Origin of the sequence: Flavobacterium tegetincola DSM 22377 (assembly GCF_000425485.1) — a bacterium.
GTDB lineage: Bacteria > Bacteroidota > Bacteroidia > Flavobacteriales > Flavobacteriaceae > Flavobacterium > Flavobacterium tegetincola.
Genome location: NZ_AUDN01000015.1, coordinates 148,932 through 172,661 on the forward strand (window position 1 = coordinate 148,932; position 23,730 = coordinate 172,661).

At 32.0% G+C, this 23,730-nt stretch carries 28 protein-coding genes; 25 read left to right on the forward strand and 3 right to left on the reverse strand.

The window, feature by feature from the left end:
* Nucleotides 1-20: 20 nt before the first annotated feature.
* Nucleotides 21-443, reverse strand: coding sequence for a hypothetical protein (locus H602_RS0103665; RefSeq protein WP_026976797.1), 423 nt, complete (start codon nt 441-443; stop codon nt 21-23).
* 365 nt (nt 444-808) lie between these two features.
* Here H602_RS0103665 and H602_RS0103670 point away from each other — a divergent pair, with 365 nt between their 5' ends.
* The 25 genes from H602_RS0103670 (at nt 809) to H602_RS0103810 (ending at nt 22,319) form a co-directional block, all read left to right on the forward strand.
* A complete protein-coding gene (locus tag H602_RS0103670; RefSeq protein WP_026976798.1) occupies nt 809-1,279 on the forward strand; it encodes a recombinase family protein in 471 nt (156 codons plus the stop codon).
* Between the two features lie 24 nt (nt 1,280-1,303).
* Nucleotides 1,304-2,854, forward strand: a complete 1,551-nt coding sequence (locus H602_RS0103675; protein WP_157504869.1) for a hypothetical protein — start codon at nt 1,304-1,306, stop codon at nt 2,852-2,854.
* A gap of 5 nt (nt 2,855-2,859) precedes the next feature.
* Nucleotides 2,860-4,650, forward strand: coding sequence for a hypothetical protein (locus tag H602_RS0103680; protein WP_026976800.1), 1,791 nt, complete (start codon nt 2,860-2,862; stop codon nt 4,648-4,650).
* A gap of 6 nt (nt 4,651-4,656) precedes the next feature.
* Nucleotides 4,657-5,628: a hypothetical protein gene (locus H602_RS0103685; RefSeq protein ID WP_026976801.1), complete on the forward strand. Its 972-nt coding sequence runs from the start codon at nt 4,657-4,659 to the stop codon at nt 5,626-5,628.
* Between the two features lie 62 nt (nt 5,629-5,690).
* Nucleotides 5,691-6,029, forward strand: a complete 339-nt coding sequence (locus tag H602_RS0103690) for a hypothetical protein (protein ID WP_026976802.1) — start codon at nt 5,691-5,693, stop codon at nt 6,027-6,029.
* A 750-nt stretch (nt 6,030-6,779) separates the two neighbouring features.
* Nucleotides 6,780-7,388 (forward strand): zinc-ribbon domain-containing protein, encoded by a 609-nt coding sequence (locus H602_RS18120; protein ID WP_035758829.1) that lies wholly within the window; start codon nt 6,780-6,782, stop codon nt 7,386-7,388.
* A 26-nt stretch (nt 7,389-7,414) separates the two neighbouring features.
* Nucleotides 7,415-8,467, forward strand: a complete 1,053-nt coding sequence (locus H602_RS18125; protein ID WP_084404201.1) for a leucine-rich repeat domain-containing protein — start codon at nt 7,415-7,417, stop codon at nt 8,465-8,467.
* 17 nt (nt 8,468-8,484) lie between these two features.
* Entirely contained in the window at nt 8,485-9,144 is a 660-nt protein-coding gene (locus H602_RS19260) for a leucine-rich repeat domain-containing protein (protein ID WP_051224151.1), read from the forward strand.
* Nucleotides 9,145-9,227: 83 nt separating this feature from the next.
* The gene (locus tag H602_RS0103720) at nt 9,228-9,836 is read left to right on the forward strand and encodes a hypothetical protein (RefSeq protein ID WP_211224023.1); all 609 of its coding nucleotides are present in this window, start codon (nt 9,228-9,230) and stop codon (nt 9,834-9,836) included.
* Nucleotides 9,837-9,851: 15 nt separating this feature from the next.
* Nucleotides 9,852-10,814 (forward strand): XAC2610-related protein, encoded by a 963-nt coding sequence (locus H602_RS0103725; protein WP_026976805.1) that lies wholly within the window; start codon nt 9,852-9,854, stop codon nt 10,812-10,814.
* Between the two features lie 42 nt (nt 10,815-10,856).
* Complete coding sequence (locus H602_RS0103730) at nt 10,857-11,642, forward strand: hypothetical protein (protein ID WP_051224154.1); 786 nt, start codon at nt 10,857-10,859, stop codon at nt 11,640-11,642.
* 147 nt (nt 11,643-11,789) lie between these two features.
* Nucleotides 11,790-12,746 carry a hypothetical protein gene (locus H602_RS0103735; RefSeq protein ID WP_169516018.1) on the forward strand — a complete coding sequence of 319 codons (957 nt, stop codon included), beginning with the start codon at nt 11,790-11,792 and terminating at the stop codon, nt 12,744-12,746.
* A gap of 81 nt (nt 12,747-12,827) precedes the next feature.
* Nucleotides 12,828-13,727, forward strand: a complete 900-nt coding sequence (locus tag H602_RS0103740; protein ID WP_026976808.1) for a WG repeat-containing protein — start codon at nt 12,828-12,830, stop codon at nt 13,725-13,727.
* Between the two features lie 32 nt (nt 13,728-13,759).
* A complete protein-coding gene (locus H602_RS0103745; protein ID WP_026976809.1) occupies nt 13,760-14,596 on the forward strand; it encodes a DKNYY domain-containing protein in 837 nt (278 codons plus the stop codon).
* A 24-nt stretch (nt 14,597-14,620) separates the two neighbouring features.
* Nucleotides 14,621-14,881, forward strand: a complete 261-nt coding sequence (locus H602_RS0103750) for a hypothetical protein (protein ID WP_051224159.1) — start codon at nt 14,621-14,623, stop codon at nt 14,879-14,881.
* Between the two features lie 11 nt (nt 14,882-14,892).
* Nucleotides 14,893-15,561, forward strand: coding sequence for a WG repeat-containing protein (locus tag H602_RS0103755; RefSeq protein WP_026976811.1), 669 nt, complete (start codon nt 14,893-14,895; stop codon nt 15,559-15,561).
* 27 nt (nt 15,562-15,588) lie between these two features.
* Nucleotides 15,589-15,882 carry a hypothetical protein gene (locus H602_RS0103760; protein WP_026976812.1) on the forward strand — a complete coding sequence of 98 codons (294 nt, stop codon included), beginning with the start codon at nt 15,589-15,591 and terminating at the stop codon, nt 15,880-15,882.
* Nucleotides 15,883-15,920: 38 nt separating this feature from the next.
* Nucleotides 15,921-16,448, forward strand: a complete 528-nt coding sequence (locus tag H602_RS0103765; protein ID WP_026976813.1) for an STM3941 family protein — start codon at nt 15,921-15,923, stop codon at nt 16,446-16,448.
* A 279-nt stretch (nt 16,449-16,727) separates the two neighbouring features.
* Nucleotides 16,728-18,551, forward strand: coding sequence for a histidine kinase (locus H602_RS0103770; protein ID WP_211224025.1), 1,824 nt, complete (start codon nt 16,728-16,730; stop codon nt 18,549-18,551).
* Nucleotides 18,552-18,562: 11 nt separating this feature from the next.
* A complete protein-coding gene (locus tag H602_RS0103775; RefSeq protein WP_026976815.1) occupies nt 18,563-19,309 on the forward strand; it encodes a LytR/AlgR family response regulator transcription factor in 747 nt (248 codons plus the stop codon).
* A complete protein-coding gene (locus H602_RS0103780) occupies nt 19,310-19,894 on the forward strand; it encodes a hypothetical protein (RefSeq protein WP_026976816.1) in 585 nt (194 codons plus the stop codon). It abuts the gene before it with no gap.
* Nucleotides 19,895-20,249: 355 nt separating this feature from the next.
* Entirely contained in the window at nt 20,250-20,672 is a 423-nt protein-coding gene (locus tag H602_RS0103790; protein WP_026976817.1) for a hypothetical protein, read from the forward strand.
* 98 nt (nt 20,673-20,770) lie between these two features.
* Nucleotides 20,771-20,947 (forward strand): hypothetical protein, encoded by a 177-nt coding sequence (locus H602_RS19820; protein ID WP_157504875.1) that lies wholly within the window; start codon nt 20,771-20,773, stop codon nt 20,945-20,947.
* Between the two features lie 149 nt (nt 20,948-21,096).
* Nucleotides 21,097-21,702, forward strand: a complete 606-nt coding sequence (locus tag H602_RS0103805) for a hypothetical protein (RefSeq protein ID WP_026976818.1) — start codon at nt 21,097-21,099, stop codon at nt 21,700-21,702.
* Nucleotides 21,703-21,872: 170 nt separating this feature from the next.
* Entirely contained in the window at nt 21,873-22,319 is a 447-nt protein-coding gene (locus H602_RS0103810; RefSeq protein WP_026976819.1) for a tetratricopeptide repeat protein, read from the forward strand.
* A 201-nt stretch (nt 22,320-22,520) separates the two neighbouring features.
* Here the strand turns inward: H602_RS0103810 and H602_RS0103820 are convergent, their stop codons facing one another.
* Nucleotides 22,521-23,036 (reverse strand): pyridoxamine 5'-phosphate oxidase family protein, encoded by a 516-nt coding sequence (locus tag H602_RS0103820; RefSeq protein WP_026976821.1) that lies wholly within the window; start codon nt 23,034-23,036, stop codon nt 22,521-22,523.
* 151 nt (nt 23,037-23,187) lie between these two features.
* Nucleotides 23,188-23,631, reverse strand: coding sequence for a hypothetical protein (locus tag H602_RS0103825; protein WP_157504877.1), 444 nt, complete (start codon nt 23,629-23,631; stop codon nt 23,188-23,190).
* Nucleotides 23,632-23,730: the final 99 nt, after the last annotated feature.

Genomic DNA, 23,730 nt, shown 5'->3' on the forward strand with positions numbered 1-23,730 from the left:
GAAAAATTACTATTCTTTTATTACTGAGGCATCATCCCACTCAACCCCACAATCGCAGTAACTAAAATCCCCACTGCGAATTCTTTTAAAAAAAATAGGAGGATGATTTTCCGATTTTCTTTCACAAATTCAGGATTAGACGGGATCTGTTGGTACAAAATTTCTTGAAATTCGTTTTTATTGCATTCCTCACAATAAAATAAATATTGGTCGCGTACGCCTTTAAAAGTTGTGAATTTATTACGAGGTTTTTTGACAATCTGCATAAATTCAGTGTAGGAATAATTTTTAATTTTATTGCATTTACCGCATTGAAAAGGATAAAAAATATTAAACTTTTCTCCAAGCAGTTTTACTTTTTTCCGAGTGTCAATGAGTAGGTAAATGGCAAGCACAACCCAAATAACTAATACAATTCCTAGAAAAATACTATTGAGCTCCATATTTTTTAATATAATAGGTTTGATTTTGATGTATTATTGTCGTTGCTAAATCCTCTGGCGCTAACAATAAAATCGAAATCTAAGTGTTGGATAATTTTACCTCCACAATATGTTAAATTAAAATTGCTTAAAGTATTACAATCTTATATTTGCATTGTTTGTGTTAGCATTCGTAGCTGTTTAGTGTATTTTCGGAAATAAGCTATCAATCATACAATTTTCCCATGTTTAATCAACGAATATCAGGTAAAACCTATCGAATAATGGAGTGTATGCATCACATATTTAATTGCGAATTATAAGCGGTAAATAAAAGTTATTTTAGTGATACCATAATTTAGCAAAATCCAATATTTAATATCAACATGAAAGCTACCTTACTTATTATTTTTCTATTTATTTGTAGCGTTTGCTTTGCGCAGAAAAAGACTTTTACTAATTATAAAAAGTTCGGTGTCGTCATCGATAGGCTTGTTGATTTTCAACGATTGGTTTCCGTTGAAGATTCAATTGACAGTGCAAACGAAGTGGATAAATATGACCTCTTTATCAAAATCTATAACGAAAAATATGGCTCCAGCATATCTGATAATTATTTAAAAGTTGATTATATCAAACCAACTACTAGTGCCATTATAACCTCTATTTGGGAAGTTAAATTGGAAGAAGTTGCCGAAAAAAAAATTAAAGTTCGCGTTTCCTTGCTAAAAGTTATCCCTGATGAAAATGTAAAAGGCAATGTAACAATCAAAGAAAAAGCCTCCAGCGGAAAATTCGAAAATGAATTGGAGTATTTTTTGTACAGCAAACCCGATATAAAAACTAAAATTGATTAGCAATTACATTTTGTCAATATCCTCATGAAAAACATCGTTTTAATGTTCATTTTTATTCTTACCACCCAATTGCTTACGGCAAGCGAGTGCTATCACTACCACACCATCAAAACCTATCAGTTAAAAAATACGGATGGTAAATTATACCTAGAGATGATTGTGAAAGACCCTAACAAGGTAAGCATAGCGAGCTATAACAAAGTTTTATTGAAAGGCGTGATGCCAACTAACGCCGTCATTTTTAAAGAAACGCAAGACGGTATCATTTTAAAAAACGACACTTGGTATTATTATGTTGCCAAAAACACTTTAGATGAGGAAACTGTTTTGATAGACCGTATCGTTGATGTAAAAACACAAACGCTTTCGCCCATTGGTTTTAGTTTTTTATTAGGTAATACTTGGCAAAAGCTGGATTATAATCCTTACTATCCCACAAAAGCAGAGCGTGTAAAATTTACTCCTGTTAAAAATATGCCGAAGGATGCCACTCTTATTTCAAGTTTTCCATACGGAAGAAACACTACTAATTTATTGAAAGATAAAAGTAAAGTTTATAGTTATGATGAGGCAACTGCAGAAGTTACCATTCTTGAAAATCTAAATCCTAATTCCACAAAAATTGATACACTAAATGAAAGCTCGGATGAATATTGCATTTATGACGGGGATACTTTTTACATCACTAAAGATAATTTTAGCACTGTAGAAGATGTGACGTATCAGTTTAAAAGTATGGGTCTAAAACAAAGTTTTTTGAAATTAAATTTTCACAGACCAAATAATTTTAGAACCTATCTCGATTTTCAGGATGGCGCTTTATGGTCATATGTATCAGCAGGGATTAGCTTGGAGCAAGGTGGCGATGTGAATTTTTATAAGGTAGATGATAGTAGATATCTTGAACCATCAGGATTGGTTTTGCATAATGGTTTTTTGTATGACGATCCTTGGAATTTAGTTTATGAGCATCGTCCAATAGATCTCCCCAAATTAAAAAATATAAAAGATTTTGCGCTTAATGAAGACGATTCGTACACCGTAGGAAAGGCTATTTATACGGTGCGTGACCTAAACGGAGGTAGCATACTTGAAAAAGTAGAAAATGCGGTTTCGGTTGGAAACGATGCTATAGCAACTTTTAACCATGCACTTTGGAGCTACAGACATGCTACACCACAATTTTATTTATCAAATAATACAATTAGTTTTTACAACTACAATACCCAAAATACAGAGCGAACAATTAAACATAAATCAGCCGTAAAAGACTTGAAACTAGTCTTTGCTTTTGATGATAAATTGCTAATTGAAAATATAGTCATCCCAAGTATTGCGGACTATAAAAGCGTAGAGTTTTTGGGTTCTACAGTTGATGTGAAGCAAGGTTGCGATGGAGGTAGAGGACAAATTGAAATTATTATAGAATACAATTATTATTTCAAAGATAAAGATGCGGTGTACAAATATCACACTGGTGATAATGGCTTAAAAGTTATAAAAGATAAAGATTCATCAAGTTACAATGAAGCTAATTTCATATGCACTTTTTGGAGTAATAATAATGAAAATTAAATGCAATGAATAAATTAATCATGTTAATAATGTGGTGTTTCTCCCTCAATTCTTTTGCGCAACAAAGTACCGAGCTTAGTGGTTATTTTAAGGAGAATTACCGCACCATACAACTTAGCAACCAAGCAAAGCGCCTACTTTTTGTAAAAACAAAAGGCGATGTTATTATTCCGGAGTGGGGTTATTATTTGAATTTAACTCCAGCAGATGCAGAGAAATTAGGATTAAAAGACATTCTGGTAATTGCAACCAATGGGGAAAATTATGTACCCAGCGATACCAAGCTCCAAAAAATAAATGCAATGAGCTTGAGCAATTTGGAGCCTTACATTTTCATTGATAAACACAAAGAGATAGCTAGCAATCAAAAATTGATTGCTATCTTAAAACACCCAAAAAAAACCGATACGTTAAATTATAATTCAATTTATAACCATAGCGATTTTCGCTTAACAAAACAATGGATTGATGTGGTAGATCATACAGATTCTATAATAGTTAAAGGTGTTATGTATATATCTTTAAGTTCTGGCGAATGTATTTCGGAGCCTGTTTATGATTTAACTCCAATTAACAAGCTTGCAAAAGACGCTTTACATTATGTTGAGAATTTATTCGATTTGGGAAATACAGAAGACTGGAATAAGGCGCAATGGCAAAATTGGTATGAAAAAACGATGAGTGAAAAAACGGATGTCGAAACGCTTAAAAACACCAATTCATTTGTTTTTCCTAATAATTTTAGACAAGACCAAAGTAAGATGGCGATTTACGGTAAAGACGATGTGGGTAAAAAGATTTTAGCGGTTGAAGCTTTACGCTATAATGTAGATTATTTTGAAGGCCATCAAATTATCAGTTGGGATAATGATAATGCAAAGAAAAGTGATTATTACCGAACAGACCAAAAGCAATTGTTTATGATTGATGCCTTTAAAAGTATGGCTGACGATTTATTTGTACTAGGTAAATATAATAACTGGGCTCATTTAAAATATGATAAAAACACAGCGCAATACAATATCCAAAAGCAGTTTACAATAGAAATACCAGATCGTTTAAATTTAAAAGGTGAAAACGAAATCAGCTCAGTTCAAATGGGCGAGGATTTGAGTTATGTCATCTTAAAAAATAAAATTTCTAAATCTTTCTTTATCGTCGCTATAAAAACCGTTACTGGCGAAGTGTTATTCGCTAAAAAGTTGACAGAACTTTTGCCAATGGTAAAAGAAAAAGATTTGAGTTTTGTTTACCTAAAATACGGCACAGAAATTCCAGACGGTTTTATTTTTGGCATTCGCGAAAACAAGAAATATCATTTGGTAAAAATCAGTGCAAATTTATCAGAAGCAAAAACAATAGAAACCACATCAATGATCCAAAATGCCACCGCATTTTTTAATAAAAATAATTTTGATATCATTAATTCAGAAGATGGTTTTTTAAAGAAAATCTCCTTTGATACTTCATTAAGCCATAAGCTAAGCGAGATTCAAGTAGTTGATTTTAAAGATAAATATTACGATGAAGACGGTATAATATCTTTTGATGGTGCCAATTATCAAGCATTTTTCCCTTTCAGCTTACCATTTTATTCTGGCATTAAGATGCACACCATAAACCATCAATTTAAACCTATTCAAGAACAAACAGTACATCAGTTTTTGCAAGTAGAAGAACCAATGGATGATAATATGGTGCACCTTTTATATGCTTCAAAACTAGAAAACCAGTTTTGGTTGTTTTTAAAAGTTGGTACTGATTTGCACTATGTAAAAATTCAAAATTCAAAATAAAATTCTATGAAAAATATTCTGACCCTATTTGTTCTTATAATCACTGTATTTACCAGCAAAGCCCAGGAGTATTTATCACCACCTCCTAGTTTAGCTCCACCAACAAAAAATGAGCAACTTGTTAAAGATGCCTTCTCAATTTTTAGGGCAAATAAATACCTAGATTTTAAAAGAAGAGACAGCTTAGCGATTGCTATAAATGACGTTTTTTATTCTAAAGTAGATTTAAATAATTATTTTGATCAGGAAAAAGACTGGAAAACTATTTTAGCAGAGGATACAACCAATTATAGACATAACATCAAAAGCTATAAATACAGTTATACGGATAGTACAATGATCGAACAAAATAATTATCGTGGGCGTAATTTTAAATTTTTTGATAGGGAGAAAATTTATAACACTAAAGGTTTTTTATTATCCGAGACCACAAAAAGTGGGGATAGCACTAAACTAAAAGAAACAAGGTCGATTATATATCGCTATGATAAACAGAATAGAGCGACAGCAATCATAAATACAATTATCAATTATGAGAAAAAGGATACGTTGGTTTCTAAAATTTCTGCCATTTATGGAGCTCATGACGTAACCATTAAAAGCAATTTGGGTACCGTGTCTTGCAAATTTATCGTCGACCCAAATTCGGTTGGTTTTATTTCAAAACTTAATGGAAAAGAAACTGGAGAATATTTTATGTACGGCTTAGCGGATAAAGAAAAGCGTATTTCCCAAAAATACTGTACCAACAAGGTAGCAACTCAGCTAGAGCAATCTGATTTTGTTTCCAAAATAACCGCTTTAATTTCCGTTCGAGGTGGCACTACATATCGCACAGCAGAAGAGGAACACGTAGAGATTTGGGTGATTACCTTAGCCAATAAAGCGCCTGAGCAGTACACAGTGAATTTTAAAATTATCAAAACCCCTAAAGGCTTAAAGGTAAATGAGTTCAGTTGCAAAAAAGATAATGATTAATTAAATATTAGAATACACTTCAACAATGAATTATAAACAACATTTAAAATAATGCCTCGGTCATGTTAATTTATTTGACAGTACGTAGCTCTTGTGCGCTAAACTCGAATAAAATTGCCGGTGTCTGTAAACAAGATGGCGCATTATTAATTATAAATTCAGATAATACTTGCCTCATGGCTGCTGAAAATGCTCTAGTAAAAGGAGTCGTAACCATCAATGAATCTACTGTAAGCATAACACCTTATGTACCAAAAGTTCCGTTTTTCTTATATGGCAGAAAAAGTTCTTCAAGAATTGGTGGCAATACCATTATGTTTCAGAGTTTTTCTGAAGAAGAAACTTTGATAAATTACGAAGAAAACAATAACTTCGTTACTAAAATTAAGCGTGGTTTTTAACGAAAATGCAAATTGTATCGAATATCCCAATGTATGGGATAACCCAAATGAAAACTCAAAATTCTATTTTGCAATTGAAGGGAAAAAGGAATTATCTGAATTTATACTACAAAAGGATATAGTGATTTTGCAGTATTTTATTTACCTCAAAATAATGAAAGCTTCAACATTAAATTTTCTTTGAATTAGACTAAAGACAAGTTGATTTATATAGGAAAAGTGCTTGAAAAAGAAAATGATTTAATTGCTAGAAAGCAAATTGACGGCATTGTGGGAATGTACAATAGAGCTTATTCGGAATCTCAAAAATAGTACTGCAATCCCGCCTATAATTTCTTTGAAACCAAAGGAATCGATGTGCATACTGATCAATATAAAAAAGAAGAATATGCAGGTACCTATTATTTTTCAGATAAATATAACGAGCTAGATGATGATTAGGATTATGACAACACTAGTATAATTTGTGAGTATCAAAAAATAGAGCTAAAGGTTTTACCAAATCAAACTTACAGCATTGAGACCGGATCTGTTTTTAAAATTAAATGTGGAGAATAAAAAAGTGAAGCGATATTTAAATTAATTTCCATTTCCTTAAAATGGGGATTTCATCATTCTGAAAATTACTGATTGCCAAATATGCCAAAAATCGTAACGAATAGTTTTGTAAAACCAACGAATAAGTATCTCATGTTTTTTTGTGAATTTAATTGATTAAACTTGTTAAGGATTAATTTAAAAAACACAAATATGATTATTTTCGGTACAAGAGGCACTTATTTAAAGCAACAATCCAAAGCTTTTGATTGTCCAAATTGCGGTGCAGTAGGTTCGGTACATATTAGTTTTTATGCAAAGTATTTTCATATATTTTGGATACCTATTTTCCCGACGTCTAAAACAGCTATCAGCCAATGCAGTAACTGCAAACAAGCGCTTTATCCTAAAGAAATGCCGGCCAAGTTATTTGCTGCTTATCAAGAAAGTAGCAAAAGCGCCAAAAGACCTTTAACTCATTTTTCTGGATTGTTTTTAATTGCTTTGTTTTTTACATTTGTTATTATAAGTGTAGTAATCACTAAAAAAAATGAAAGCAGTTTTGCTAAAAATCCGCTGGTAGGGGATGTGTATAAAGTAAAACTAAAAAATGGCATGTATACTTTTTTTAAAATTAAAGATATACAAGGTGATACCATCAATTTTGCTTTGTATGATTACACTTCGCTAAGTTCAACTGAATTAAACAAAACTGAAAAGAAATATAAAGATAGCTATGGTAAAGGTGAACTTAAAGTTTTGAAAAGTGAGATCAATGGAAATATCAATAAGTCGAAAATTTATGGGATATCCCGTGATTAATTACGTCTTAAAATCAAACATATAACATGAGAACTAAACTCCTATTATTTTCTGTGATGATTTGCATATTTTCAACAACTAACGGACAAACAAAAAAAAGTCCCAATAACAAAATCCCAAAAGCTAAAACCCATATACCGGTTGTAAAACAAGAAAAGTATCCTGAACCACCACGTGTTGAGGTTTTGTTGGCAAATCCGGGAGATGGTAATGTGACGATGTCTGCACCACCAATGGTTGAAGCGCCAAAGCAGATTAGCTTATACCTCATCAACGGTGAGATGATAACTGCTAGAAAGGTTTCTGAATTGGATAATATAGATTTTAAGAAAATTAAAAAATTCAAATCAGACAATAGATATACGCCAGAATTTGAGGAGGTTGCGTTTAATGCTTTTTTAGAAAAGCTTTTAAATGATAGTCCTAACCTAGAAGAGCTAGATTTGCAAAATTGCAAGATTAAAATTATTCCGAAAATTGTCAACCTAAATACCAACTTAAAAGCAATTGATCTATCTTATAATAACCTGACTGAACTACCAGAAAGTTTAGCATTATTTCCCAATTTAGAAAAATTGATATTAGATACGAATCAACTTTCAGGATTACCGCAAAGCATTATCAAACTGAAAAAACTCAACTGCATTTCTTTGGATAAAAACCATTTTACCAAGTTTCCAGAAGAATTATTTTCGATTCCAACTTTGGAAACATTGACGTTATATAAAAATAATTTAAAAACTTTACCAGACCAGTTTAATCTGCTTCCAAATTTAACAACTTTAGACCTTCAATATACCAATATTTCTAGTTTACCACCATCAATTGCCACGTTGAGTAAGTTAAATTCTATCGGTCTTAATGGGAATCAGTTTGCCGAATTTCCAGCAAGTGCAGCGGCTTTAAAAACATTAAAACAAGTTGATTTTAGCAATAATCCAATCGATATAAAGATTTTTATGCAATCATTAGATGCTATAAAATGGCGAGGATTATTCTCTTTATATGATTTAAAATTGACCAAAGTGGAATATGAAGCTGTTCAAGAAAAACTTAAGATGATTGATGTTTATCATTAAAAACACTAAAAAAAACTATGAAAATTAAAGTGCTATTACAGATTTTTTTTATTTGTGTGACTGGAATAACCTATGCACAAACAACTAATGAACCTGCGACAATGCTAATGTCTGATGCGCCAGCACAAATAGATATTTCTTTAGTGGATGGAAGTAAATTTAGGGCTCGTAAAGTTGCAGAACTTTCAAATCTAGATTTTAAAAGCGTGACTTCTTTTACATTTTACTATCCAGATGAGAATAATAGCAAAGTGAATTTCGACAGTTTGTTGGACAGCCTATTAAATGGAAGTCCAAACTTAGAAGTATTGAAGTTTTCTTACGGTAAGCTAAAAAGATTGCCGGAAATTACCAATATCAATACAAAATTGAAGAAACTTGATTTATCACATAACAAGTTAAAAATTCAGCCTATCGGTTTAGAGAATTTTTCAAATTTGGAACATCTAAATCTTGAAGACAATGAATTAAAAGCTTTACCAGAAAGCCTCGCATTACTGAAAAATCTAAATTTTGTAGATTTTAGTCTTAACTCTATTGATGAAGAATTATTTATGCAGTCAATTTCCTTATTAAAATATAAAGGAACCTTACGTTTGTTAAAACTCGGTTTAACCGACAAAAATTTTGAAGAGATTAGATTGAAGCTTAAACAAATAGAAGTTATCACTAAATAGATGGTTGGCAATAATAAAAAGCAGAAAACCTCCATATTTTTAGTTACTTAAGCAGATAAACAACTGAACAAATTTATAAATTTATGGATACGCTATTTAAAAACTTGTTTGAAACAATGCCCCTACTTTACATCAGAATTTTCTTCTTTTGCCTTATGCCAATTGGAGCATTTCTTCTTTATCACGGGATTAAGATTTTAAGAAAATCTTTCAACGGAAAAGTAATGCTTGAAATGCAATATTTACAGCAGATTGGCGAGTTCACTGTTGTAAAAACTGGCATTTATTCAATTTGGCAAAAAGGAGAATTATTCAAAAAAACACCGCTCGACCAATTTAGTACGCACATTTATGATAAAGCAAGTCAGCAGGAAATCAATCTTAATTATTCTTTAATGAGCCCGAGATCGAATGATTTTTCTACAGGCAGATTGGAAATTTATACTTTTGACGCTTCGCCTGGGGTTTATGAATTACGGCTGGAATCGGGCTCTAGTGTTTCCTCGGTTTCGAGCTTCATTTCTAAAACGGTGCCGTTAGCCTCTGTAGATTTGTCCAAATATTTGATCCAAGTACGAGAAAGCCAATCGCAATTGTTTACACTTTTAGGAATACCGATCTGTATAATGGGAGGATTCGGAATTATTGGTGGCTTTGTGATGGGAATGCTTGCTGACCAATTATTTAAATAAATAAATTATACAAAAATGATGAAGAAAATACTATTTATTTATTTACTGCTTTTATCCGCAAAATTTGCGGTAGCACAAGAGCCGAAAGTGACGGCAAATATTAATTTCACAGGAACAATCGGAACTTATCCCATAGAGATGCAATTTAATTTAGTTCACAAATCAGATAGCATTTCTGGAGAATATTATTATTCGAAAAGTGGAAGCGCTAATAAAATATTTGTCAATGGTACTTTCAAAAAAGAAAATTTAATACTCGATGAAAGATCTTATGTTAATAAGAAGAAACAATACGTGTCATCAGGTTATTTTATTATCAGTGCAGCTCAAAAAATGACCGTTTCTGGGACTTGGGGAAAAAACAAGGCCGAGGCGATGAAAGCCGATGCTTTAAAAGTGACTTTAGTCTGTAAAGAAGATTTGAATGTTTTCGATCCATTGAAATTTAAATATACCGTAACCAAAAAAAAAGCCAGTTATGCTGACATTTCTCAAGCGGCCAGTTCGTATTACGCCTTGCAATCTTTTACTATAGAAAATAATAAAGGAAAGGTACAGACACTGACTCGGTTTAAGGAAGACGATTTGGTTGATAAAGTTCCTGAAATTATACTCGAAGATATGAATTTTGATGGCTACCTTGATTTAAAAATCATGATTAATTACCCTGATATGAGCAAGGGAGATTACAGTTATCTCTATTATATTTACGATAAAAAGCAAGAAAAATTTATCAGAAATAGTGTGTTGGACGGTATAGGTGTTGCCTATTTTGATCCTACAATTAACGCAGTTTTTACGTATGATGCGGATGGTAGCGGAAATGAAGGAACCAAAACCTACAAATGGCAAAATGGGAAACTTTACTTAATCAAAGAAGAACGCGTTTACGAAGACGATGTTTTTGTCCATTACAAAGAATATAAAATCGTTAATGGAAAATCGGTGGAAGTCAAAAGTTATAAAAAGAAAGAATAACCACTACAAAATTTTCTATCACAATTAAAAAAACAATCTACTATGGGCCTATTCGACTTTTTAAATAAAAAAGAAAAACCAAAACAAATAACAGAAACGGTGCAACCGGCTACAGAAAGTACCGACGCTTATCTTGGAGATTTAGAGAAGACAAGCATCATCCAAAATCTTGTTCAAATTCCTAAAAACGATAGAGATGAAAAATGGGAAAAGTCATTTTTAGAAAATATAGGTGAAGCAAGTTTTCGTTGTGGCGAACCGCAGGTAATTACTGGGCCTGATGGATACCCATATTTCCAGCTTTTTTTACCAGAGCCGAATACCAGTTTTCAATGCTACGTGATCAGAAATATGAAAGATGATTTTTTACTGAATTTAGGTTATGGGGTCGTCATTAATCCAAGTGAAAGCGGGGTAGATTGGGTATTGTCTTATGGAACAATTGTCAACTTTAGTTTGAATAACGAATTCTATACACCTACAGAAACATCGTTTTCAAAAAAACAAGGTTATGAAAAAATAAGTTCAAATGAAAAAGTGATGGTAGGGCAACCTTCTGAAAAGCTATTGCCAAAACCAACTCGACACATAATTTCAGAATTCTTGAAAGCAAACGGAATCGCAAATCCAAAAATACTGTTGATGATGAGAACCATGGAGGAGGGAAATGTTTCTCAAGACCTTGTTTTCAATTTCACAGTTAAAAACTTTAACGACGAAAACACTTTTGAAAACTTGGCACGCTCTTTAACTTGGTATTTACCAGTCCATTATTCAATAGTGTTTATGAATGAGGAAAGTTTTTCAGCGGATTTTATGCCTTTATAATTTGTTTGCGATGGATACGCTTTATAGCTTTAGAAACAAAATTTTAATTCAACTCAACAGATTATATTTTTATCCAAACCAGCTTTAACAACGTCTTTTGATGAAATTTTATTTATAACGCTTAAAAAATTTAATACTAAACAACTAATGATGAACAAAATAAAAACTAATTTATTACCCTTCCTTGCAATAGCTACGTTTCAGTTTTTTACCGTTTCTTGCCAAAACAGGAATCAAAAAGAATTTGTTGAGTTTGTGATACAACCCGAAGTTGAAATCGGAAAATCATTTGATGTAAACATCCAGTTTTTACAAAATCCAGACAGTTTAATTTCCTCATCCAACCAAATTAAGGGCTTAACGTTAATTGATAATTTCGACAAATTTTTAGGTAAAATTTCTGAAAGTGAATTGACCGATGACGATGGTAAAGTGATTAAAAAATTTTACAGTTTTAATACTTATGCAACTCCTAATAAACTAGGGAGAATTGATTTTCCTACGTTAACGGTAATCTTTAAAGGAAAGGAATATAAAACGAAGGCTTTTTTCATCACGGTTGTTGATAAAATAAAGATAGATGAAAAAAATGCTGTCAAGTTAATTTGGTCGGCAGACAAAACGGATTACAATTTGAAGGATACCATTAAGCTCAATCTTTACCAATACGCTAAATTTTCACAAGTAGTTAGAAGACATTTACCACCAAAAAATGTTTCCCTAAACGGAAAAGAAAATCAAATAAATATAGGGGTTGAAGAAACCATGGATGGCATTGTAGGAATGGATGGTTTTGAGAAAATCATGTACCAAAATTTTGAGTTAACGGATGTTGATTGGAACATGTTGGGGAGTAGAAAATCGATGGAAAAAGTAGGCGATGAATTATACATCAAAACTTTAATTTTAGAATTAAAATTATTGGCAAAAACAAAACAGACCTTTAATGTGGGTCCTAGCGAATTTGATTTTTCAATTTACAAAAGCAACACCGACTATTTTAGCGGTTTCCAAAAAAATGAAGAGGGTAGCTACAATATAACAGATAATGGTTCAAAACAATTAAAAATTAAATCGAACAAATTAACCATTCAGGTGGACTGAGAAAATAGCTCATCGATCAAAGAAATCAAAACGAAATATTAGCATGCCATCCACATTAAATAGAATACGTAAAACATCGAAATGAAAAATCAAAAGCTTAATAGTTTCATTCTAATTTTGATTTTTTTATTGATAGGTGTTGACGCTTCAGCACAAAATCAAGAAACCATCCCAGAACTTTATCCGATTAACGATAAAAAAGTAGGACTTATTGGCTATTATTTGGAGGACAGAACAAATGTAGTTAAACCTCAATTTTGTACAGCAACCTATAATATTGATGGTTATTATTTGGTAAGTATATCGAAGCATGAATACGATGAAGATGGGAGAAGAAAAGAGGAACATATCCCCAATACTGAAAAATATGCCTTATTGGATGCAAGAGGTAATTTTGTCATCAGTTTTTCTGATAATTATAACTACATCATTATTGATAGCGGATTGATTAAGGTAGAGAAAGATAAGCGTTATGGAATTTTAGATGCGAAAAAGAAAGTGATGATTCCATTGATTTATGAGGAGTTGGAAGTAGAAAATAAGCAAATTATTCTCGCTAAAAAGAAAAATAAAATGGGGGTGCTCAACTTAAAAAATGAAGTGATTATCCCGTTTCTTTATGATAAAATATATGGGTTTTCATCTGTAAAATCAGACGACAATTTTTATCTCATTGTTTCTAAAGATGGTAAAAGTGGAATTATTGATAAGCAAAACCATTTTGTGATTGCTTTAGGTAACCACGATTTTCAGTTCGTGACAAAAAAATCTATTGGTTTAAAAATAGGAAACAAATTTAAACTGGTCGACTTTAATTTGAAACCAATTTTAAATGAGGACTTCGATACGCTATATCTTGTTAATATCGATGGAGATGAAATTTATGCTGAAGCAAGAGGTGTAGGCTTTTATTTTACTTTAGCTGGAGAACTTTTGAGAAAAGACCCGTTAGAGGGAGAAAAAGTGATTGAAAAACCTTAGGATATAATCAATACTGATAAAATTCACTTAACATGAAGAAATTCATTATCGGACTTTTTTTAACGTTAATTGCTTCATTTTGCATATACAACATCCTTGTCCCCATAAAATACAGCAACAGTTGCCACGATGAGAATCTGTATAGATATCGCTTTTCAGTTTTCAAAATAGATACAAGCATAATAGGAGAGGTTGAACAAGAAAAATTAGGTGGTTTTTCAAAATATATTGGTATTGATAAAGTTCCCTGTCTAGATACTATTTTAAAAGCAAAACTAACAATCCAAGAAAAATCGATAGATAGCCTGCACAAGTTACACGGCTGGCGGTTACTAAAATGCGGTTTATGGATAAGTAAAAATGGCGACATCGCTTTTAAATCAGACTATCTACTGCGTGGAGATACTCGGATGGGTTTAACAGCAAGCCGTTTTATGACCAAGTTTGGTTTTGATGAAGAAATAAATCCAACACTGAAATCTGTGATAGATACTGCAACTTTTAAACAGCTGACGTATAGTTTTTATCGGGATAAAAATAACATTTACCAATATTATGGAACGTCTGGCGGTGGTCGGTTTTCTAATTTTAAAGAGGTAGAGCCCAAACTTGATGTGGTAACATTTAAGATATTGAACGACAATTATGCAAGAGATAAAAACTTTGTTTATGACGGTAGACAAGGGTTGATGGCAGATGCTGATGTGAAAACATTTATCGTTTTAAAAGATGAACCTTTCGCAAAAGATAAAAACAATTATTATCAATGGGATGGTATCATTGAGAAAGAAGAACAGCAGGATAGTACTGTTAAACAAGCAATTAAAAAATTAAATAAGTTAAAGAATGAAAAACAGCAAATACCATAGCTTCTATAATTAATTTTCTACAAAATGATTAAAAAAGACCACGTTAATAATTTTAGTGCAACGCTAAAAAGAATTTTGGATAAAGAAATTACACTTGGAAACAAAATTGTAGAAACTTCCGAAGGTTGGCCACATGCAAATTCTATCATGGTTTTTCTTGAAAAACCTTTTTTTCAGAAATACCAACTGGAGAAAATCGAGTACCGTCACATTAACGACCCGCATTATTGGAAAGAAGAATATTTTGATGGCGAATTAAATCATACTTTAGCGTGTAAATTTTAAACGATTACAAGATGAAACTAATTTTAATTTTTCTTTTTGGAATAGCTTCAAGCTTTACGTTTGCGCAAAAGGTGCAACAGAAAAACGACTATCTGATTTCCTACAGTGTTAAACAAGATATTGGAGCGTTGTTTGGCTACAAACATCGAAGTGGTAAAATCGCCATAGAAGCTCAATTCTCGTCCATAAATACGGATACATTGTACAACATGGGAATTGTATTAAAAGATTGGCAGTGGGTAGGAATTGATATAAAGGAAAAAGTTATTTTAATTCCATTTATTTATGATAACGGGCCCGATTATGTGGAAGAAGGCTTATTCAGGTTTGTAGAAAATGTAAAAATAGGTTTCGCCGACTTAGACGGAAATAAAATTATTCCTGCACAATATTCATTTGCCACTTTTTTTAAAGAGGGTCTAGCAGACTACTATATAGGCGGAGATAGAATTTATGAAAATGGTAAAAGCCGTAAACAAAATAGCGCAGATGGAACTTTAAGTGAAGGAGATGTTCATTGGACTTGGGGTGGAAATATCACAGAAAACGGTTATTTAAACCAATTTGGTCAAAGATTTAAAGAAGTCGGTGAATTTAAGAATGGTAGGAGAGAAGCATTGACTGTGGATGGAAACAAAGTCTGGTTGGATAAAGCAGGAAAAATAATAAAACGACAATAATATTTTTTGAAAGTAAATTATATAAAGATGATAAAGTTACTAATAAGAGTATTCCTAATTACATTACTAGTTTTTGGCGGATTGTTTCTGTTAAGCTTGTTCAAAGATGATGGTAATATTGGTTTTCCATTTTGGTTTTATAAAGACGTGTGTGAAATGACGATGAGTATAGAAACAGGCGAAATGGGTGGAATAACGTATGCAGTTTCTTACGTCAATTTGTTTTTGGATATATTGATTTCTATTGCAGTTGCAACTTCAATTTTGTTTTGTATGAGGAGAAAAAATATGAAATTACAAAACTTTAAAAAAGGACCATAAAAAACACTTAATATTAAATATTCAAAAAAACCGAAAAAATGCTAAACGAAACCGAAACTACTAAAATCAATTTTGACAATTCAAAAAGAAGAAAAATTTTATTCATTGGGGTTGGCGTCCTCATCTTCTGTGCCTTATTCATTGGACTTATTATCGCGGCAGATGTTATCAAAATCTTTTATCTCGCAATGTTTATTGTAATTTTGGTTGCAACGATTGTCATACTTATCAAATCTGCGAGAGAAATGAGTAGTGAAGATCAAGTTGGATTATTGCTGAACCCAATGGGATTTACTTTTAACGGCACAGGCGCTGCTAAAAAAATGGGGCAAATATGTTGGGTAGACATAGAAAATTTGGAAGGGAAGGAAGTATATAGGACTAAACAACTCTACTTAAAACTGAAAAATCCTCAAAAATACAACAAGGAAATTTCTGAAATTGAACTCGTCAACAATGGCGTATTCATAAATGCAACCGAGCTTAAAATTAGTTTTGAAGAACTTATAAGCTTAACTGCTAAATATTTAGATAAATATGGTAAAGCTAGTTCTCCAAGACTGTAATCTACATGATTGTACAAGCGTATAACTTTCTTTGTTGATACGAAAAAACTGAACTAATTTTTTACGAATATTTAGAAAGAAAGTACAGATATAAAGTCAAAACCTACATATATTTATTTCAATTTTTTGTTGTCACTTTAGTTATTAACTTTGATATTAATGATAAAAATTTCGTCTATCGTGTTAAAGAAAATAGAGTTTACATTTTCTTTTTTTTTATTACTCATCTTGTTTTTGGTGTCATCTTGTACGCAGAAAAATAAGGAGAAAGTTGTTGTTGTGTTAAAAAATCAAAATAAGGTTTTATCTCAAGATGATTTGTCGACTGTTATTTCATTTGACACCTTGAGCACTGCTGCAATGAAGAAAAAGTTGAACGAGAAACTGGCATTGCTTCAAAACAACACCGATGAAGAGGCAAAAGCTTACTATTATTATTTCGCGGGGCTAAAATACAAATGGGCAAAAAATAGAGATAGCACGAAATTGATGTTTGAAAAAATTAATGTACCTCATGGAGATGATGCTATTTATTTTCTTAAAAATATCAGTTTGCTCAATCAAAGAATGAATGATGGCGTGGCGGTCAAAGCTCAAATTATGGATAGCATTCATCAGCTAACAGAAAAAGCAGAAAAGGAAAACAGCAAATTAACCTACAGATGCTATGACTTATTGGCAAAAGCCTACTACCAAAATCACGATGATAAAACGTCGTTTCAATATGTAGAAAAATATTATGCGAGTCACCCCTTCAAAAATCATCCGATAATTGAACAAAGGTATTATGATATTTCGTTTTTATTGGCTTCCAGAATGAGCGATTACAATAAAATGTTGGTCAGTAATGCCAAGGCTAGAAAGTTAGCACTTGCCATTAATGATAGTTTAGCGCTTGCCCGAACATATGATAATGAAGCTCAGATTTACGACAGACAATTGGATTACAGTAAAGCACTTAAATACAGTAAAATTCACATCAATTATTTGATTAAAACAAACAATATAAACGATGTAGCCTACTACAATTTGGCGATTAGTTTTTCTAAAGATAACAAAGGCGATTCTGCCATATATTACTTTAAAAAAGCCATTATATTGAACAAAAAGCTAGCGCCTGAAAAACCTAAATATTTTTATTACAAAGGTTTAATGGATGCATACGAATTGCAAGGGAATTATAAAATGGCATTGGTGGCTTCGGAAAAGGCAAATGCAATTGAATTGCAAACTATCAAGGAAATTGAATCTGTAAAAATTGCAGAGATTAAAGAAAAATATGAGGCTGAAAAAAAAGATAAGAATATTCTATCACTACAGAACCAGAATGATTTGAGCAAGAAGATTATTGCGCAACAAAATATAACTATGCTGTTATCGTCCTTGATTTTTTTGGGCGTCATCTTTTTTTTATATTTCAGCTATAGTCAGCGTCAGCTAAAACAACGAAACAAACTGCTGAATTCAGAGAATAAGCGATTAAATATGGAGCAAAAATTGTTGCAGGTGCAACTCAATCCTCATTTTATATTCAATTCTATCGCCAATTTACAAAGTTTAGCCGCTTCAGGTAATACTAAAGATACCGTGCGTTACCTTACTGCCTTCTCGGTTCTTTTGCGAAATATTTTGGAACAAAGTCGCAAGGATTTTATTGGTTTGGACGAAGAAGTAGCTACTTTAGAAAATTACATAAAACTGCAGCAAATGCGTTACAAACATATGTTTGATTATAAAATAAATATCGCCAGTGATCTTTATCTTCCAGGTATTTTAATACCACCAATGCTGATTCAGCCATTTGTAGAAAATGCCATTGAACACGGCTTTAGAAACATAGATTACACAGGTTTAATGACTGTTGATTTTAGAGTAGAAAATCAGCAATTGATTATCTTAGTTGATGATAATGGAAAAGGGATTGAAGTAAAAACTCCAAACGATCAGAAAAAACAATCACTTGCAGGAATTATTTTGAAAGAACGATTAGACGTTGTTTTCAATTCTCAAGGACAAGAAGCTAAATACGAACAGATGGACAAAAAACAAGACGGAAGTCACGGCTATACCGTCAGAATTGTAATTCCAGAAATAAAAGATTAAATATTATGCAGATGAAACTATATATTATAGAAGATGAGGTGTTGATATTAGAACATTTAATACAAGTAGTACAAAAAATTCCTTACATCCAATTGGTGGGAACATCTGCGAGCGTAGCAAAATCTGCCCTAGAAATCCCAGTACTTAAACCCGATATGGTTTTAGCAGATATCAGATTAAAAGACGGCGATAGTTTTCAATTGTTTGACAAAATAGGAGTAGAGGATTTTCAGCTTATATTTTTAACTGCCTACGATCAGTATGCTATTCAGGCTCTAAATATGGGTGCTTTCGGTTATTTGCTAAAGCCAATTGATGAAATTGAACTTACTAATTTATTGAATAAATGCTTTCATCATAGAGAGCAGGAAACGGCCAACCAGCAACAATTGGCTATTGCCAAAGAACAGTATTTGACACATGGGGTTTCTAGTATTAAACGGATTGCGTTAAAAAGTATGGAATTTATAGAAATAGTACCAATTGAAGACATTGTATATTGCAAAAGTGACAAGGGATACACGTCTTTTTTTCTAAAAAATAAACGTGAGATCGTAGTTTCTAAAGGTTTAAAGGAATACGAAATTATATTAACAGCACATGGCTTTTTGCGTTGTCATCAGTCTTATATGGTTAACTTTATGTACGTTAGTAAATATTATAAAGAAGGCTATCTTATATTATTGGAAAAAGAAAATATTCCAGTTTCTGCCCGAAAAAAGGAAGAAGTGATGCGGTATTTAGATAATATTGCTTAAGTGGGAAGCGATTATATTACTAATTTTGAGCGAAAGCAGGCAATTCGCAAGAACATCTTTTATGGTTTTATATGTTTGTTGCTTGTTGGAATACCCCTTTGGTTTTATATACATTCCTATCTAGAAACCATTGGGATTGGAATAGACAATCTGGGTGTAGAGCGATACGATGAACGAATGAGAGATGCCCTTATGTTCACGCTAATTTTGATGGGAACGGTCTCGGTTATTGCTATTCCTATACTCATTTTTATAAATAACTTTTTTAATGGTTACCAGCGTGTGTTACAAAAACTCACACTTTCTGAAATTGAGATTTTAAAAAAAATTAATGATGCGTTGTATGGGGTTGATAAGTATATGCCTTCGTTCATTATCACATCCCAAATTTTATATGTTTTTTCACTCCAGCGATATGTGATTCCGTTTGACAGAATTACAGCGCACAAAATTTCGATCCGGCATGTAAAAAATGGTTTTATGTACAAGATTGAGATTAATACAAGTGATGCTAAATATTATAATTTCAGCATTTCAAGCAATCCGGTTCAATTGGAGCAGTTGAAGTTGAGATTGAATGGATAGCTTTTTTTGTATGGTAGTGTGATTTATAACAATTGAACCGTTAATTATTTAGTTAAATTCGGTGCGGCAATGGTTCTGGAAGCAATGGAATTTATATAAAATTCTAGTTCATTTTGCTTCATTAAACCAAAAATAAACCATGAAATAATAAAATCAACATACCAGAAAAAACCTGATTTTATCAATGTCCACAACAAATCAGAATTTTACATTTTTGAAAGTTTGATTTTATAGGAAAACTGAAGCTAAACTGTACGGCTCAAATAGAAAATAATTGAGCTGGAAAAGGAAAAACCCAAGATAAAAATGATCTTTTTGAATTCTAATAATTAATTAAGGAGAGAAACAGGAACCCATGACTGAGATACAAAATCGCAATAATATTATTTTAGATGCATTTAACCGGTTTGCTGATGTTGGATATACATTAAGCGAATCGACAATTGAGGTTATAGATGAATCTACTAAGTGCGACCGTATTACTGTCGAATATCAATCAATAGATAGACTATTGCGGGTTCAATACTTATCTAGTTTAAATTATATTTCTGAAATTCCTAACCAAAATCTAATTGAATGCGTCAATATTGTCATGACGAACAAAGAAAGAAACGATGGGAGTTTTAATGACAATCATTTAGATATAGTTCACTATTTCCGATTGACTAAACCTGAAATTTATAAAAGTGAATTAGAGCTATTTAATAACTCTGACAAAAGTGGTATTCAACTAAAGGAATTTGAAAAAGATAAATCTTTATGCAGATATGGTTCTTAATAAGCTTAAAGAAGTAACAACAGGTAAACAATGGGTTTCAGCTAGTATGACACGTTTAGACGGTTGGAGAATACAAACAGAAAAGGGAATTAAATTTTATGATAATTAGTGTAAAGAAATTACAAAAATGGCTGTTGACTTGTAAGGCAAATCTAAAGCTAAACTGTATTGCTCAAATAGAAAATAGTTGGACTGGAAAAGGAGAGAACATTACGGAAAACGAAATCACTACTTTTTCTAAAATCTACCAAGAAGCTTCAAAATTTGAATTATGAAATTATCCTGATTTAATAATTGTCGTAAATAATGCAAAGCGATATTTAACGGAGCATACAGCATTAAGTGAAGAAAGCATCAAACAAATTGTCAATACAATTTCTTATGAATGGAAATAAATATAGCGTGTTGATCACAAACATAAATTATGACTGAAAAAGATAAAAAATTTATAGCTCATTGGGAAAATGAAATTGAAAAGGGACAGTTACAATATCATCTGAAAATAATTGTATTTACTTGCCTAGTGAGTACAGCAGTAATCGTAGGCTATACTTGGGGAAACATTCCTGAAAACAAATTCTTTGAATCGTTGGCGCCACTTTCAATTTTAATTTTTGCGCTTGGCATTCCGCTAGGAATTGTATTTGCTTGGCAGTTTTGGAGCAGAAACAACAACAGGTACAAATTTTTGACAACCGGAAATGAATTGTTAATCAATAAGGAAAAGAAAAAATGGTTTGAAAGGGATAAAATATGGGATGTTTTGGCAAGTAATATAGGTGCTGTTTATTTTCTTTTGTTATACACGTCCATTTTCTTGTTTGACAGTGGAAACCCCTCTGCAATCAAATACGGCATTGTATTTACGATACTTTCCTATTTGATTACGCTATTTGTTTATATTGTTTATCGCTATTTCGCTGATAAATCAGGAGAAACAAAAAAGTTCCCTTTGTTTTTTAAAATTGCGTTTCCGTCTATCATCTTATTGACTATAATTTTATGGTTCGTTATATTTTATAAAGCATAGCAAATTAGAAAACGAACCTCTAAAATCAGTTTGGAAATATGTAGGTTTTTTTATTCAGCTGAATATTGCTCGTCTTAAAAAATAAGTAATTTTTCAAACCTGCAGGTTTCTTTATCCGCCATGTTACAGAGACCCAACATAAGTCGGCGTTTTAAAAAATCAATAGATAAATGGGGATTTTAAATAGCGTATTTAAACTTCAAACTAAATCAAATGATATGGATACTTTGAATTTAAAAGACTTGGAGTCAATACTCAGAATTATTGTTGATTTATATCAAGAAATTTGGAATGACTCAACAAAATGGAAGGAAAATGTTGTTAAAATTGAGAAATATTTAAACGGAGTATTAGCGGTAAATCCAAATGATACCAGAGTATTGACTAATCTTGGCGCTATATATTCGCTTAGAGGAGAACACAAACACGCACTGAAAGTATTGCTAAAAGCGGAAAAATTGAACGCTGCCGATGCCAATCTTTACAACAACATTGCAATTGCAAAAATAAACGTGGGGACAGAAATGAAAGATGCGAAGAAATATTTTGAAATGGCTAAAAAGCTAAAACCTAACGAACTGACAATTGAATCTTATTTTGACCCTCATGGATACTAAAAAATGTTTTATATCCGATGTAAATATAGTCAGGGATGTAATCAACACAAAAAATTTAACATAAAACCAATGCTAATCGATAATCGACTTTTCGTCTCTCTACAGGAAATAGCTAAGCTAAAAATAAATAAAACTCAGAAAAAGTTTCAAAAAAAAACACATCCTAAAATAGAAGGTGTTTTTTTGTTAAAAGCGCTAAACTTAAACTTCTAAACCACCCTCTATGCCTCCGTCTTCGATTTTAGCCCCTGTTACAGCGGCGAAAACCATTTTTGCCATCGCAAAAATTTTGTTGTCTTTGGTTTCATAATAATAGCCATCGTCAGGCTTAATGCCGATAACCGTAATCCACGGATCGTCTTTGCCATCAAACCAAGCATCTGCGAAATGGCTATAGTATTTCTCAATCAATTCTCTATCTTTTGAAACTACTGCCCGTCCCTGAATAAATACGTACTCATAAGAACCGTTATTTAAAAAATAAAGTTGTGTAGTGGGGTCTTTCTCCAAATTTTGATTGTGAGTGCTTTGTGAAGAACTTATTAACCATAAAGTACCTTCGGCATCCACTTCTTGCAAAGACATCGGAATGCTGTGTGCAGCCTTACCAATGTTCGTTACGAAAAAACATACTCCAGCTTTCTCAGTTAATTTTTTGATTGTCTCAATTGCTTCTTTTCCGCTAAGATCTTTGTGCGGTGATTGTGCTTGTCCCATAAATTTAAATGATTAATTGTTAAATGATGTTGGAATTAAGTAACCTCTCTACAAGGTGCTACCAGTTTCGCTTACCTAAAAACAATCCAAAACCAAATAAGTTTTAAGTTAATTGCAACATTAAAATTTTCGAATAGTACTAATTTTTCCGTTAGTTAAACTGTTGAATTGCTTCTTTTAATTTTTTTATATCTCTGTTAAAAATGGCTAAATCTTCCTGAAAATACACCTGTTGCTCGCCTTTTCTCTTCACTATAAATGTTTCCTTTGTTTTTTTTAATAAGGAGAACAGTGGTCTGTCTTTAAAAGCAACCTTATATTCAACAATCGAAAACTGATAACTAGCTAACGGATAAAAGTGTTTTCCAATTTTAACCCCATCGGCTTTAACAGTGCAAAGATTATTGCGATAGGTGAAAAACACCATCAGCGGGAGCAAAACAAACCCACCTAAACTAAATGCACCTAACCCAATTACGTTACCTGTACCATCGATGATACTTAGCAGGTTTGCAATTGATGCGTAAACAATAATTAGGCATAACAAAGCGTAAAAAATCACGGTTGTTTTTGATAAACAAATTTTGTATTCCATTGTTCTGGTTTTTATTAAGGTGTTTTTTGTTTGGTTTTCGGCAGAGTTCGTAACTCTAATTTTTTATTAGTCAGACTTCAAGACCTATCCAATAAAAAA

What these genes read in the sequence shown, in the direction of transcription:
- H602_RS0103760 (WP_026976812.1), top strand. Translation starts at nt 15,589, where the DNA reads ATGATAAAGTTACTAATAAGAGTATTCCTAATTACATTACTAGTTTTT.
- H602_RS0103665 (WP_026976797.1), bottom strand. Translation starts at nt 443, where the DNA reads ATGGAGCTCAATAGTATTTTTCTAGGAATTGTATTAGTTATTTGGGTT.
- H602_RS0103790 (WP_026976817.1), top strand. Translation starts at nt 20,250, where the DNA reads ATGACTGAGATACAAAATCGCAATAATATTATTTTAGATGCATTTAAC.
- H602_RS0103690 (WP_026976802.1), top strand. Translation starts at nt 5,691, where the DNA reads ATGTTAATTTATTTGACAGTACGTAGCTCTTGTGCGCTAAACTCGAAT.
- H602_RS0103745 (WP_026976809.1), top strand. Translation starts at nt 13,760, where the DNA reads ATGAAGAAATTCATTATCGGACTTTTTTTAACGTTAATTGCTTCATTT.
- H602_RS0103805 (WP_026976818.1), top strand. Translation starts at nt 21,097, where the DNA reads ATGACTGAAAAAGATAAAAAATTTATAGCTCATTGGGAAAATGAAATT.
- H602_RS0103775 (WP_026976815.1), top strand. Translation starts at nt 18,563, where the DNA reads ATGAAACTATATATTATAGAAGATGAGGTGTTGATATTAGAACATTTA.
- H602_RS0103675 (WP_157504869.1), top strand. Translation starts at nt 1,304, where the DNA reads ATGAAAAACATCGTTTTAATGTTCATTTTTATTCTTACCACCCAATTG.
- H602_RS0103685 (WP_026976801.1), top strand. Translation starts at nt 4,657, where the DNA reads ATGAAAAATATTCTGACCCTATTTGTTCTTATAATCACTGTATTTACC.
- H602_RS0103680 (WP_026976800.1), top strand. Translation starts at nt 2,860, where the DNA reads ATGAATAAATTAATCATGTTAATAATGTGGTGTTTCTCCCTCAATTCT.
- H602_RS0103670 (WP_026976798.1), top strand. Translation starts at nt 809, where the DNA reads ATGAAAGCTACCTTACTTATTATTTTTCTATTTATTTGTAGCGTTTGC.
- H602_RS0103725 (WP_026976805.1), top strand. Translation starts at nt 9,852, where the DNA reads ATGATGAAGAAAATACTATTTATTTATTTACTGCTTTTATCCGCAAAA.
- H602_RS0103750 (WP_051224159.1), top strand. Translation starts at nt 14,621, where the DNA reads ATGATTAAAAAAGACCACGTTAATAATTTTAGTGCAACGCTAAAAAGA.
- H602_RS0103730 (WP_051224154.1), top strand. Translation starts at nt 10,857, where the DNA reads ATGGGCCTATTCGACTTTTTAAATAAAAAAGAAAAACCAAAACAAATA.
- H602_RS18120 (WP_035758829.1), top strand. Translation starts at nt 6,780, where the DNA reads ATGATTATTTTCGGTACAAGAGGCACTTATTTAAAGCAACAATCCAAA.
- H602_RS0103810 (WP_026976819.1), top strand. Translation starts at nt 21,873, where the DNA reads ATGGGGATTTTAAATAGCGTATTTAAACTTCAAACTAAATCAAATGAT.
- H602_RS0103735 (WP_169516018.1), top strand. Translation starts at nt 11,790, where the DNA reads ATGATGAACAAAATAAAAACTAATTTATTACCCTTCCTTGCAATAGCT.
- H602_RS19260 (WP_051224151.1), top strand. Translation starts at nt 8,485, where the DNA reads ATGAAAATTAAAGTGCTATTACAGATTTTTTTTATTTGTGTGACTGGA.
- H602_RS0103740 (WP_026976808.1), top strand. Translation starts at nt 12,828, where the DNA reads ATGAAAAATCAAAAGCTTAATAGTTTCATTCTAATTTTGATTTTTTTA.
- H602_RS0103825 (WP_157504877.1), bottom strand. Translation starts at nt 23,631, where the DNA reads ATGGAATACAAAATTTGTTTATCAAAAACAACCGTGATTTTTTACGCT.
- H602_RS18125 (WP_084404201.1), top strand. Translation starts at nt 7,415, where the DNA reads ATGAGAACTAAACTCCTATTATTTTCTGTGATGATTTGCATATTTTCA.
- H602_RS0103765 (WP_026976813.1), top strand. Translation starts at nt 15,921, where the DNA reads ATGCTAAACGAAACCGAAACTACTAAAATCAATTTTGACAATTCAAAA.
- H602_RS0103820 (WP_026976821.1), bottom strand. Translation starts at nt 23,036, where the DNA reads ATGGGACAAGCACAATCACCGCACAAAGATCTTAGCGGAAAAGAAGCA.
- H602_RS0103755 (WP_026976811.1), top strand. Translation starts at nt 14,893, where the DNA reads ATGAAACTAATTTTAATTTTTCTTTTTGGAATAGCTTCAAGCTTTACG.
- H602_RS0103720 (WP_211224023.1), top strand. Translation starts at nt 9,228, where the DNA reads ATGGATACGCTATTTAAAAACTTGTTTGAAACAATGCCCCTACTTTAC.
- H602_RS19820 (WP_157504875.1), top strand. Translation starts at nt 20,771, where the DNA reads ATGATAATTAGTGTAAAGAAATTACAAAAATGGCTGTTGACTTGTAAG.